General features: G+C 68.1%; 11 protein-coding genes. 8 read left to right on the forward strand and 3 right to left on the reverse strand.

Annotation, left to right across the window (positions count from 1 at the left end):
• The first annotated feature begins 115 nt into the window (after positions 1-115).
• The 5 genes from rplM to ACEL_RS01790 all read left to right on the forward strand — a co-directional run bounded on the left by rplM (position 116) and on the right by ACEL_RS01790 (position 6,206).
• Positions 116-559, forward strand: a complete 444-nt coding sequence (rplM, locus tag ACEL_RS01770; RefSeq protein ID WP_011719178.1) for a 50S ribosomal protein L13 — start codon at positions 116-118, stop codon at positions 557-559.
• Between the two features lie 38 nt (positions 560-597).
• Positions 598-1,095 carry a 30S ribosomal protein S9 gene (gene rpsI / locus ACEL_RS01775; protein WP_148204498.1) on the forward strand — a complete coding sequence of 166 codons (498 nt, stop codon included), beginning with the start codon at positions 598-600 and terminating at the stop codon, positions 1,093-1,095.
• Between the two features lie 38 nt (positions 1,096-1,133).
• On the forward strand, positions 1,134-2,486 hold the full coding sequence (gene glmM, locus ACEL_RS01780; protein WP_041835222.1) for a phosphoglucosamine mutase: 1,353 nt from the start codon (positions 1,134-1,136) through the stop codon (positions 2,484-2,486).
• 125 nt (positions 2,487-2,611) lie between these two features.
• On the forward strand, positions 2,612-4,558 hold the full coding sequence (glmS, locus tag ACEL_RS01785) for a glutamine--fructose-6-phosphate transaminase (isomerizing) (protein ID WP_011719181.1): 1,947 nt from the start codon (positions 2,612-2,614) through the stop codon (positions 4,556-4,558).
• Positions 4,559-4,718: 160 nt separating this feature from the next.
• The gene (locus ACEL_RS01790) at positions 4,719-6,206 is read left to right on the forward strand and encodes an NAD(P)H-hydrate dehydratase (protein ID WP_011719182.1); all 1,488 of its coding nucleotides are present in this window, start codon (positions 4,719-4,721) and stop codon (positions 6,204-6,206) included.
• Here the strand turns inward: ACEL_RS01790 and ACEL_RS11305 are convergent.
• Positions 6,172-6,687, reverse strand: coding sequence for a MarR family winged helix-turn-helix transcriptional regulator (locus ACEL_RS11305; protein ID WP_011719183.1), 516 nt, complete (start codon positions 6,685-6,687; stop codon positions 6,172-6,174). The genes ACEL_RS01790 and ACEL_RS11305 overlap by 35 nt on opposite strands.
• A gap of 275 nt (positions 6,688-6,962) precedes the next feature.
• Here ACEL_RS11305 and ACEL_RS01800 point away from each other — a divergent pair, with 275 nt between their 5' ends.
• Positions 6,963-9,119, forward strand: coding sequence for an MMPL family transporter (locus ACEL_RS01800; RefSeq protein ID WP_202943390.1), 2,157 nt, complete (start codon positions 6,963-6,965; stop codon positions 9,117-9,119).
• On the opposite strand, the gene ACEL_RS01805 is transcribed toward ACEL_RS01800, so the two are convergent.
• Positions 9,116-9,811, reverse strand: a complete 696-nt coding sequence (locus tag ACEL_RS01805; protein ID WP_148204499.1) for a class F sortase — start codon at positions 9,809-9,811, stop codon at positions 9,116-9,118. The genes ACEL_RS01800 and ACEL_RS01805 overlap by 4 nt on opposite strands.
• A 15-nt stretch (positions 9,812-9,826) precedes the next feature.
• Positions 9,827-10,606 carry a CHRD domain-containing protein gene (locus tag ACEL_RS01810; protein ID WP_202943391.1) on the reverse strand — a complete coding sequence of 260 codons (780 nt, stop codon included), beginning with the start codon at positions 10,604-10,606 and terminating at the stop codon, positions 9,827-9,829.
• Between the two features lie 242 nt (positions 10,607-10,848).
• Between ACEL_RS01810 and ACEL_RS01815 the strand changes: the two genes are divergently transcribed.
• The gene (locus ACEL_RS01815; RefSeq protein ID WP_011719187.1) at positions 10,849-11,439 is read left to right on the forward strand and encodes an RNA polymerase sigma factor; all 591 of its coding nucleotides are present in this window, start codon (positions 10,849-10,851) and stop codon (positions 11,437-11,439) included.
• Complete coding sequence (locus tag ACEL_RS01820; RefSeq protein WP_011719188.1) at positions 11,436-12,239, forward strand: zf-HC2 domain-containing protein; 804 nt, start codon at positions 11,436-11,438, stop codon at positions 12,237-12,239. Before ACEL_RS01815 ends, ACEL_RS01820 begins: the two co-directional genes overlap by 4 nt.
• Positions 12,240-12,314: the final 75 nt, after the last annotated feature.

Here is a 12,314-nt window from a genome sequence, read left to right on the forward strand (position 1 = left end):
GGCCCGGCTTTGACCGCGGCGGTGCCGCCCGGTAGGCTACGTGGTCGTTGCCTGCTGTGGCGCCCGCCGCCGGCAGCGGGCGTCTGTATGTCTCCGGGACAGAGAAGGCGAGTCCGTGCGCACGTTCACTCCGCGACCAGGTGAGATCACCCGGCGTTGGCACGTCATCGACGCCGACGGCGTCGTGCTGGGCCGCTTGGCTGCCCAGGTCGCCCGCCTGCTTCGCGGCAAGCACAAGCCGATTTTTGCTCCGCACGTGGATACCGGCGATTTTGTCATCGTCGTCAACGCGGACAAAGTCGTGCTCACCGGGCGCAAACTGGACCAGAAAATTGCTTACCGGCACTCGGGTTATCCCGGCGGCCTTAAGGCGACGCCGTACCGCAAGCTCCTCGCCGAGCACCCTGAGCGGGTCATCGAGAAGGCGGTGCGGGGCATGCTGCCGCACAACAGCTTGGGCCGGCGCATGGCCAAGAAGCTCAAGGTCTATGCCGGACCGGAGCATCCGCATCGCGCGCAGCAGCCCACACCTTTCGAGATCACCCAAGTCCGGCAGTAGTCGGTTGACGACGAAGGAACCCAGTGGCAAAGAGTCCCATGGCCGACGCAGACATTGCTGAAGTCGACGATCTCCTCGAGGACGCCGAGGAGGAAGCACCGTCGTCGTACACCACCCAGACGACTCCGGCTGCCAAGCGCCGGACGGCGATCGGCACCGGCGCCGCGACCGGCCGCCGCAAGGAGGCGGTCGCCCGGGTTCGTCTCGTCCCCGGAACCGGACAGTGGAAGATCAACGGCCGGGAGTTGACAGACTACTTCCCGAGTCGGGTCCACCAGCAGCTGGTCAAGAGCCCGCTCGCCCTGCTCGACGCGGTCACCCAGTTCGACGTGATCGCCCGGGTGCACGGCGGCGGCATCAGCGGTCAGGCGGGTGCGCTGCGCCTGGGTATCGCCCGCGCCCTTGTCGTCATCGACCCGGAGAACCGGCCCGTGTTGAAGAAGGCCGGATTCCTCACTCGGGATGCACGGGTGGTCGAACGTAAGAAGTACGGCCTGAAGAAGGCCCGCAAGGCGCCGCAGTACTCCAAGCGGTAGCGAGCGTGGCCGTTTCCGGCACCGCAGCGGGAACCGGGCTGGCGTCCACCCCCCGGCTCTTCGGTACCGACGGGGTTCGCGGCATCGCGAACCGCGATCTCACGGCTGAACTCGCCCTCGATCTGGCGGTGGCCGCTGCGCACGTCCTCGCCCAGGCCGGGGCGTTCGAAGGCCACCGGCCGCTTGCGGTCGTCGGGCGTGATCCACGTGCCTCCGGGGAGTTCCTGGAGGCCGCCGTCGTCGCCGGCTTGGCGAGCGCCGGCGTCGACGTCCTCCGCCTCGGCGTTCTGCCGACCCCAGCCGTTGCGTACCTCACCGCCGCGCTCGACGCCGACCTCGGCGTCGTGCTGTCGGCGAGTCACAACCCGATGCCGGACAACGGCATCAAATTTCTCGCCCGAGGGGGGCACAAGCTCCCCGACGACATCGAGGACGCCGTCGCCGCGCGGCTCGGCGAACCATGGACACGGCCCGTCGGGCGCTTCGTCGGCCGGGTCCGGGATTACCCGGAAGGCTTGGACCAGTACGTCGAGCATGTGCTCGCAACCAGCGACCAGCGGCTCGATGGGCTGCGGGTCGTCGTCGATTGCGCGCACGGCGCGGCGTCGGTGGTGTCACCGGCGGTGTTGCGGCGTGCCGGGGCGACCGTCGTCCCCATTGGGTGCGAACCCGACGGTTACAACATCAACGACGGTCACGGGTCCACGAACATCGAGACCCTGCAGGCGGCCGTTCGCCGCGAGGGTGCGGACGCGGGGATTGCGCACGACGGGGATGCGGATCGGTGCCTGGCGGTCGACGCGGCCGGGGACGTGGTCGACGGCGACCAGATTCTTGCGATTCTCGCCCTTGCCTGGCAGGAGGCCGGCCGACTGGCGCACGACACTGTCGTGGCTACCGTGATGTCGAATCTCGGCTTGAAGCTGGGCCTTGCCGCGCACGGCATCTCGGTGGTGGAAACGGCGGTCGGTGACCGCTACGTGCTCGAGGCCATGCGGGCGGGGGGATACGTGCTCGGCGGCGAGCAGAGCGGACACATCATCATGCTCGATTACGCGACGACCGGCGACGGCGTCCTCACGGGTTTGCAGCTCCTTGGCCGGATGGCGGCGACGGGCCGGCCGCTGGCGGACCTTGCCCGGGTGGTCCGCCGGTTGCCGCAGGTCCTGCGTAATGTCACCGGGGTGGACAAGACGCGGGTCGACACCGATCCAGTGATCAATAAGGAGCTTGCCGCCGCCAGGGGCGAGTTGGGGGACGGCGGCCGGGTGCTGTTGCGGGCGAGCGGCACCGAACCGGTGGTTCGCGTCATGGTCGAGGCCGAGACTGAAGCCGACGCTGAGCGGGTCGCGGAGCGGCTTGCCCGGGTCGTACGAGAGCGGCTTGGCTGATCGACGATCGATAGGGCACGACGGCTAGGCTCGCGTTGGCGGTACGGCGGTCGGCTCGCCGCGTTGGCGACGGAACCCGAGGCCGGTGCCGCAACGGCGGACGTCCCGGAGGGGAGGCGGGTCAGGTGTGCGGCATTGTCGCGTATGTCGGGCATCGGCCGGCCCGGGACGCCGTGCTCGCCGGTCTGCGGCGACTGGAGTACCGCGGTTACGACTCAGCCGGGATCGCGGTCCTCAACGGGGCGCGGGTCGACGTCCGGCGGAAGGCCGGGGCGTTGGGCAACCTCGAGGCGGTGCTCCGCGACGAGCCGCTGCCTGGTTCCACGACCGGGATCGGCCATACCCGCTGGGCGACCCACGGAGCACCGACCGATGGGAACGCCCACCCGCACATTGACTGCACCGGGACGCTTGCCGTCGTCCACAACGGAGTGATTGAGAATCACGCCGCGCTGCACGCCGAACTCGCTGACGCTGGGCATGTCTTCCGGTCGCAGACGGACACCGAGGTGATCGCTCATCTGCTGGAAGCTGAACTCGATGTCCGCGCGGGCGTGCCGGAGAGCCCGGCGGTCGCCGGCGGCCAGCCGCCGGACGGTGGCCCGGCGCCGTCCGGGCGGCAGGAGGGCGGCGGTGGGCGCGATCCAGCGGAATTCGCCGCCGCCCTGCGGAGGGTCTGCCGCCGGCTCTCCGGGTCGTTCAGCATCGTCGCGATTCATCGGGATTTCCCCGGCGTTGTCGTGGGCGCCCGCCGCAATTCCCCACTCGTCGTAGGACGTGGGGAGAACGAAGCTTTTCTCGCCAGCGATGTCGCCGCCTTCATCGCCGCCACCCGGCAGGCGGTGGAAATCGGCCAGGACTGCGTGGTGCTCCTGACCTCCGACCGCCTGGACGTCACCGATTTCGAGGGAAATCCCACCCAGGGGCGGGCATACCACGTCGATTGGGACGCCTCAGCCGCGGAAAAAGGCGGCTACGACTACTTCATGCTGAAAGAAATCGCGGAACAGCCGGACGCCGTTGCCGCGACACTCCTTGGCCGGCTGGGCCGGGACGGCACACTGACCCTCGACGAAACCCGGCTTGATTCCCGGGTTTTTGCCGAAATCGACAAAATCGTCGTCGTGGCGTGCGGATCGGCGTACCATGCCGGTCTCATCGCAAAATACGCCATCGAGCATTGGGCCGGTCTGCCGTGCGAGGTTGAACTCGCGTCCGAATTCCGGTATCGCGACCCGATTCTCGACCGGCAGTCCCTCGTCATCGCGATTTCGCAATCCGGGGAGACCCTTGACACGTTGATGGCGGTTCAGCACGCCCGGGAGATGGGCGCGCGTGTTCTCGCGATTTGCAACACACTCGGCGCCACCATTCCGCGGGAATCGGACGCCGTTCTGTACACCCGTGCCGGCCCAGAAATCGGGGTCGCCGCAACGAAGACGTTCCTGACGCAATTGGTGGCCGTTTTCCTCGTCGCGTTGTACCTGGCCCAGTCCCGCGGCACGAAGTACGGCGACGAAGTGGCTGCGGTAGTCCGGGAATTGGCTCTGATGCCCGGCAAGGTGGCCGCGGTTCTGGACACGATGGATCCCGTCCGGGCCATCGCCCGTGAGCTGGCCGATGCGTCCACCGTTCTCTTCCTCGGCCGGCACGTCGGATATCCCGTCGCGCTGGAAGGGGCCCTCAAACTGAAGGAACTGGCGTACATGCACGCCGAGGGTTTCGCCGCCGGGGAGTTGAAGCACGGGCCGATTGCCCTCATTGAGAAGGGTTTGCCGGTGGTCGTGGTGATGCCCCCGTACGTCGGGCGCTCCGTGCTGCATGACAAGTTGCTGGCCAACCTGCAAGAAATCCGGGCCCGGGGCGCCTTCACCATTGTGGTCGCCGAAGAGGGCGACGAAGCCGTCGTCCCGTACGCCGACCGGTTGGTGCCGATTCCCGCTGTGCCGACCCTGCTGCAGCCGCTCGTCGCCATCGTTCCGCTACAGGTCTTCGCGTGTGAGCTTGCTGTTGCGCGGGGCAACGATGTGGACCGGCCGCGGAACCTGGCTAAGTCGGTCACGGTGGAGTGACCGGCCGCGGCGGCGTCCGGGACGACCCCGTCGGTGCGGTGCCTGGCGCGCGGTGGCTGACGCGCACTGCCCGGCCTGCCGTGCGCTGTGCCTGGGGCGCCCGGAGTGTTTGCCGTGTGGCGGCAGTCTGAGCAGGTGATCGGACGCTGAGGAGGAGAGCATGCGTCACGCGCACCCCGTCGCGGTGGTCCGGGCGGCTGAGGCGGCCGTGATGGCCCGGCTGCCGGCGGGAACGTTGATGCAGCGTGCGGCGGCGGCGCTCGCCGCTGTCGCAGGCCGACTGCTCCGGCGGCGCGTCGGCCGGGTGTACGGCGCGCGGGTAGGGATTCTCGTCGGTTCCGGTGACAACGGCGGTGATGCACTCTTTGCGGGCGCCCGGCTCGCGCGAGCCGGAGCACGGGTTGTTGCCGTCCCACTCGGCGCTCGGGTGCATGCGGGCGGTCGCGACGCGCTGACCGACGCCGGCGGTTCGTTTGGTTCGGCGGCGGACCTCGCCGACGTCGATCTAGTCCTCGACGGGATCGTCGGCATTGGCGGGCGTCCTGGGCTTCGTCCCGAAGCGGTCGCCGCCCTGCGCCGAGTGCCGGCGGACGCCACGGTCGTCGCGGTGGACGTGCCGAGCGGCGTCGATCCGGACACCGGCGAGGTGTGCGGGACGGCGGTCCGGGCCGACGTCACGGTGACCTTTGGTGCCTTCAAGCCCGGGTTGCTGATCGACCCCGGGGCGGAACATGCCGGGCGGATCGAATACGTCGACATCGGGCTTGGCCCCTTCCTGCCGACTCCGTGGCTCACCGTTCTCGACGATGAGGATCTGCCCGCACGGCTGCCGCGGTTGGCGCGGACCGCCGACAAGTACCAGCGCGGCGTCCTCGGTGTCGTCGCCGGCAGCCCGCGCTATACCGGTGCAGCAGTCCTCACGGTCGGAGGCGCACTGCGTACCGGAATCGGGATGGTCCGGTTCGTCGGAGCCGCCGAACCGGCGGATCGGGTGCGCGCCCGCTGGCCCGAAGCGGTGGTGACCGTGCTGCCCGATGACGCGAGGGACGTCGCGGCGGCTGGGCGGGTGCAAGCCTGGGTGGTGGGTCCGGGTCTTGAGCCGGACGACGTCGGGCACGCGCTTGTCGCACAGGTGTTGGCCATGCCGGTGCCGGTGGTGGTCGACGCCGGCGGCTTGGCGGTGCTGGCGGCCGACCGGTCGCTGCTGGACGGCCGGCGGGCGCCGACGGTTCTGACCCCGCATGCCGGGGAGTTGGCTCGGCTGTTGCGGATGCCGCCCGGCGGGCGCCGGGACATCGAGGAGCACCGGCTCGCCTTCGCCCGGCGCGCCGCTGACGAGTTTGGCGCGACCGTCCTGCTGAAGGGGACGACCACCTGCGTGGCCTCGCCGAGCGGCCTGGTCCGGGTCAATCCAACGGGTACGCCGGTGCTGGCGACTGCGGGGAGCGGCGACGTTCTCTCCGGAGTGATCGGGGCCCTGCTCGCGGGTGGTCTCTCCGCGTTTGATGCGGCCAGCGTGGGGGCGTACCTCCACGGCTTGGCGGCGCAGTTGGTGAGCGGGCCCGCCGGGCGGCCCATATCGGCGACTGACCTGTGGGCCGCGTTGCCCGACGCTATTCCGGGTCGCCCGGATTCCCGGGAATGGTGAGTTCACCCGGCCGGTGCCGCTCGATGATCGACCGAAGCATGTGCCAGAGATGCTCGGGGTCGTCGACGGCGTCGGCGACCAGTCGGGCGATCGGATCTCCGCTGTTGGCGGCCCGGTAGATGTCTTTGCCGCGCGCGGTCATTGCGATCCGGCGGCGGCGTCGGTCGTGTGGGTCTGGCTCCTTGGTGACGTAGCCGGCGCGGACCAGCTTGGCGACGATCCGGCTCATGGTCTGTTCTTCCACCGAGCAGCGCGCGGCGAGTTCCCGCTGACTGAGGGGTCCGTCGCGGAGGGCATGCAGGGCGAGGAGGCCGGCGTGAGTGAGTTGGAGTTCCTGGAGCCAGCTGTTCCACTCATGCTCGACGATTCGGGCAGCCATCGAGAGGAGCCGGCCAAGGTTCCACTCGCCGGTGAGATAGCTCGGCGCTCGTGTTGTCCGCGGGGCGGGAACGGCGCGCGCCCGTTGTCTGGTGCCTCTCACCGTTCGTAGCGTACGGCGCGGATCGGCCTCCGGCGCGGGTTAGTGCTGAGAGGCCTCCGGCGCGGCTTGGCACGGAGTGGCCTCCGGCGCGGCTTGGGACCGAGCCGACGGGGCGCAGGCGGCCGGCACGGCACCAGGCAATCCCCGGCACGGCACCAGGCAATCCCCGGCACGGCACCCGGCTAGGTAGGACGCAAACCGGCTTCGTACGACACCCAGTCGCGGGAGCGCGCACCGCCCGATATGCTCAGCATGCTGAGCATTGTGGAGGTGCCGTGACGGGCAACAAAGTGAGGCGGCTTGTCGTCGCCGGTTTCGCCGTGCTGGTGGTTGGATTGGCCGGTGGGCCGTTTCAAGGCAAACTCAGTACGGTCCAACGCAACGGTGACACGGCATTTCTCCCGGCCTCCGCGGCATCGACACAGGTGGCCGTCGCTGCTAAAGCATTTGGTCAAAGCGACCTGCCCGGCTCGGTGGTGTTCTACCGCCCGGGTGGTTTGCGCTCCAACGACATTGACCAGCTCACCGGCATCGCCGAGCGGCTGAAATCCTTGCCCGGTGTGGCCGGCGCGCAAGTGTCCGGACCGCAGCTCTCACCGGATCGCGAGCTCGCCGTCATCTCCGTGCCGTTGCAGACCGTTCCGAACGGCACGGCGGCCGACGACCGCGCGTTGGTCAACAACGAGAAGCGAGTCGTCGCAACCGCCAAATCGTTGGCTCCCCGCGGGGTAATCGTGCACGGCGCTGGAGTAGCCGGTCAATTGACGGCGGTCGTCGACGCGTTCAGCGGCCTGGAGAGCACACTGCTCTTTGTCGCCGTCGGTGTCGTCATTCTCATTCTGTTGGCGGTCTATCGCAGCCCGGTGCTCTGGATTTTTCCCTTGCTGAGTGCGCTGCTCGCCTTGGGTGCCGCCGCGCTCGTCGCTTATCCGCTGGCCCGGCACGGCGTGCTCACTCTCAACGGCCAGAGCCAGGGAATACTCTCGGTTCTCGTCATCGGAGCAGGTACCGACTACGCTCTCTTGCTCATCAGCCGGTACCGCGAGGAATTGCATCGCTACCCGGACCGCGGGGAGGCGCTCTGGGCTGCGTGGCGCGGGGCGGTACGCCCGATCGTCGCGTCGGCGGCGACGGTCATCTGCGGTCTGCTCTGCCTTCTCCTTGGCGAATTGAATTCGGACCGCAGTCTGGGACCGGTCTGTGCGATCGGAATCGCGGCAACCGCCGTGGTGATGCTCACCGTACTGCCTCTGTTCCTCCTTCTCGGCCGATGGATTTTCTGGCCGCGGGTGCCGCGGGCCGACCAGCCAGCGGACGTTAGCGGGCGGGCGATGGACGCCGTCTCGCCTCTCTGGACGCGCCTGAGCGACCGCATCCTGAGAGCGAATCGGCCGCTGTGGATCGGCAGCACCGTCGTTCTCGCCGGTCTGGCCGTCGGCATCGTGACCCTCGATGCGAGCGGCATCCCAGCCGGCGACGCTTTTACCCGGACTCCGGACGCCGTCGTCGGCCAGCGCTTGGTGGACACGCATTTTCCGGCCGGAAACAACGCGCCGGTCCTCGTCGTCGCGGATGTTGGACAGGCGCCGCAGGTCATTGAGATCCTTCGACGGACACCGGGTGTCGCACCGGCGACCGCTTGCATTGCCGTTGATTACGGAAAACTCGCTGCTGCCGCCGCCGGATCACCCCCTTCCGCGTCCCGATCCGCGGGTTGCCCGCCGCCGCAGTATCAGGTCAGCCCGGTGAACGACCGGATTCTCATGACGGCGTCGCTTACCGTCCCGTACGACAGTACGGCCGCATTTGACACGATCCGCTCGATACGGCAGGCTCTCGCACGTGTCCCGGCGGCGCACGCGCGTGTGGGCGGCCAGACGGCCATCACGTTGGACACCCTGGACGCGGCGGCTCATGACCGCAATCTCGTCATCCCGGTTGTCCTCGTGGTAATCACCGTGATTCTCGGGCTCGTGCTCCGCGCCCTTCCCGCGGCGCTTCTGCTGCTCGCCACCGTTGTGCTCTCCTTTGCGGCAACACTCGGCGTTTGCGCGCTGGTTTTCCGGAACATTTTTCACTTTCCGGCAACAGATCCGTCTTTCCCGCTGTACGCGTTCATCTTTCTCGTCGCCCTCGGTGTCGACTACAACATCTTTCTTCTCACGCGCGTCCGCGAGGAGATTCTGCGGCTCGACCTTCGAGGCGGCATTGCGCGCGGTCTGGCGGCCACCGGTGGCGTGATCACTTCCGCAGGGATCGTTCTCGCCGCCACCTTTGCGGTACTCGGCGTGGTGCCCCTGGTGGCGCTCGTGCAGGTCGGCTTTGCGGTAGCGTTCGGTGTTCTCCTCGACACGATGGTGGTGCGCGCAGTGCTGGTGCCCGCGTTGTTGTCGGATGTCGGGCCGCGGGCGTGGTGGCCGACCCGCGTTTAGCCGGCAAGGCGGGCAAAGACCACGATATTCGAAAGATAGTGCCCGGTGTGGCGGTCGAACGCGCCGCCGCAGGTGATGAGCCGGATTTCCGGATCCGGCGTCGGTCCATAAACTAAGGCGGTCGGGAAGAAATCTTTCTGATATTCGCGTACGGCGTAGACGGTGAACGACACGGCGGATCCGTCTGTGCGGGCCACGGTAATCACGTCGCCGTTGCGCAACGCGCCCAATCGAAAGAAGACGCCTGGGCCGGAATGAGCGGAATCCACGTGCCCGAGCAATACCGCTGGGCCGATCTGACCGGGAGCCGGTCCCAAGCGGTACCACCCGACGTGTTGCACGTCCGCGGGGACTTGAATTTCGCCGTTCGGTTGGAGTCCCAGCGGGATGACCGAGGCGTGAACGCCGATCGCCGGAATGTCAACGGATACAGGAGGCGGCGCGGGAGCCGTGTTCGTCGCCTGGGCGGATGCGGACGCGGCCGGCGGCGTCGACGCCGTGGACGGCGGTTCGTGGTTGCCGGGTGATGCGGGCGGCGCAGGGATTACCACCGGTGCGTGGGCAATGGCCGGCGGTGGTTGCGGCGCAGAACGCTGCGCCGCAACGCCAATGCCAAGACAGACCGCGCCCGTGACGAACATGGTGGACGCCGCCACCAGCAGGTGACGGCGTCCACCACGGAGTGAAGGCATCTGTTTAGATTTTGCTTACTCAGTAAGGTGATCCCGGCGCCGGATCGCAGCGGCGACACCGAGACCGCCTGCGGCGACGAGCGCGGCACCGATACCGAGCAGCTGCACATCCTGCAGTCCGGCTGTCGAACCGCCACCGGTGGCGGCGCCGCCGCTCGGCACCGTTGACATTTGCGAGGCGACAAGCGTGCCGCACAGGGCGGGGTCGGTCGCTTCAGCCGGCAGGCTGGGGTCGAGTTCGCTCGGGCCGAGAACGTCGTCCCACTTGCCGTTTCCGTTGTAGTCAATGCCGTGCACGACGATGCTGGCCTGACCGTTACGGATGGCCTGCGCGTCGGCTGCGCTGATGGTGAAGGTGCGGTCATACGTGAACGACGATCCGGTCGGCATCCGATCCACCGCCAGTGCGCTCTGGTCGCTGGTGTCACCCGAGGTGGTGAGCGAAATCATTACCATGCCGTACTTCGGTGCGCCGTCCATGACGTCGATGGAGAGATGTCCGTTGTGCTGCTTGGCGTCCGCGGCCGTCGGGCAGGCGCCCTTCCCGGACGTCACGATGTGGATGTGCTGCGCGTGCGGCACACCGCCGAGCAGGCCGCTGACCGTCTCATGGACGGTAATTGTCGTGCCGTTCAACGTGACGGTCGCCGAACCGGAACCCGTCACATTGTTGGTCGGTACGGGTTGCAGGTTGGCCATGAACGTCTGTGTGGTTTGCGCACTCGCGGTAGCCAGTGGAGCAGCGGCGAGCGCCGCTACGGCGAATGGCGCGAGCAGGAACAGGTGCTTGCGCACGGTACCTCCTTCAAGGGGTCGAAGCTTCCTGACGACCGGTATTCGCCGGAACAGGTCGCGGCGGTTCACTCCGGCACCGGGTGGGGTTAGGACCGTGCGCGGGGCGGCGGGGCGACTGGCGCGTCGCGCTGCGCGATGACCGAGTGGGCCGCGGACGCCGATGGCGACCGACCGGCCGCAACGTACCGCGGCGCGCCGCGACCGATGTCATCCAATTCGGCGGTTCGTGCGAAGGTAAGGGCGTGGGTGAATCGCCGTCACCGGCCGTCGACGACGGAGTGCTCCTCGGGCGGGTACGGGCCCGGGACGATGCCGCCCTCGAGGCGCTGTATCGCCGGTACGGATCAATCTGTTATCGGCTGGCGTATCGCATCGTGGGTGATGAGCACTTGGCGCACGACGTCGTCCAGCAGGTCTTCCTCGCGATCTGGCGAGATGAGTCGTACGACGCGCAGCGCGGCACGTTCGGCAGTTGGCTGCTCTCGGTCGCACACCATAAGGCCGTCGACATGTTGCGCAGGGAACGGGGGCGCCTCACCCGGCTCGCCGATGAGCAGGAGATCGTTGAATTGGCGGCAGCCGGGCCGTCGGTGGCCGATCAGGCGTGGGAGAACCTGCGGGCCGTCCGTACCCGGGCAGCCCTGCGACGGCTTTCCGCCGAGCAGCGCGAGGTGCTTCTCCTTGCCTATTACGGTGGATACACGCAGCGGGAAATTGCTGAGATCACCGGACTACCCTTGGGCACCGTAAAAAGCCGCACCCTGCACGCAATGCGGCGGTTACGGGAGTTGTTAGCGGACAGCATGGAGTCACTCGAAGGCGGTGAGCCGTGAACACTCGACATCACGACGAGTGGGAGGAACTCGCCGCCGCTTTCGTCCTCCACGCATTGGAACCGGCGGACGAACAACGGTTCGTCGCCCATCACGCGACCTGTTCACGCTGCCAAACGCTGGTCGAGCAGTACGAACTCACGACGGCGCATCTCGCCTCCCTTGCCGACGTTCCTGACCTCGAGCCGCCGACCTGGTCGACTCTCCGCGCTGCCATCCTGGGCGAGGACGCCGCTCCGTCGCCGGTGCAGGGGGTCAGCGACGGCGAGAGGCGCAGGCGGACGGCGTCCGCGCGTGGCCGACGTCCCTCACATTGGTGGACGACGCTGACCCAGCGTCGGGTCTCGCTTCGGACGGCGGTTGTCGCCGCGGCGCTTTCGGTTGCCGTAGCGGTGGGTGTCACGGTCTGGCAGACCTCGGGCGGTGGATCAGGTGCGCGATTGACCGCCGGCTGCGCGACCGAAACGTCGTGCCGGCTGGTCACCCTGCACGGCAAAGCCGGTGATGTCGTGCTTGTCGTGCAGGGCGACAACGTGTCGATTCTCTCGAGCGATTTACCGCCTCTGGACGCACGCCACATGTACGTGCTCTGGCAGCAGCCGCTAAACGCCAAGCCGCTGCCGCTGGTGGGTTATCACCAGGCTGGCGCGGGGGTCTGGGTCCGGCTCGCCGCGCCGTTTGACCGCACGCAGGCCTTGATGGTGAGCGCTGAACCCAAGGGTGCCTTGCCGGCGACGGCGAGCAATGTGCTCGCTGCAGCGGAGCTCTCGGTTCCGGCCTCACCGCAATCCTCGACCTAACGCGACCGCAGTCCCGGCATAGCGCGCCGTCGCAGGCCCGATGCGGACGGCAGCCGTTACCAGCCCGACCAGCCG

It is taken from the genome of Acidothermus cellulolyticus 11B (assembly GCF_000015025.1).
GTDB classification, from domain to species: domain Bacteria; phylum Actinomycetota; class Actinomycetes; order Acidothermales; family Acidothermaceae; genus Acidothermus; species Acidothermus cellulolyticus.

Excerpts from the sequence above, each read along its gene's own strand:
- rpsI (WP_148204498.1), top strand. The coding sequence starts at position 598 with ATGGCCGACGCAGACATTGCTGAAGTCGACGATCTCCTCGAGGACGCC.
- ACEL_RS01790 (WP_011719182.1), top strand. The coding sequence starts at position 4,719 with ATGCGTCACGCGCACCCCGTCGCGGTGGTCCGGGCGGCTGAGGCGGCC.
- ACEL_RS01805 (WP_148204499.1), bottom strand. The coding sequence starts at position 9,811 with ATGCCTTCACTCCGTGGTGGACGCCGTCACCTGCTGGTGGCGGCGTCC.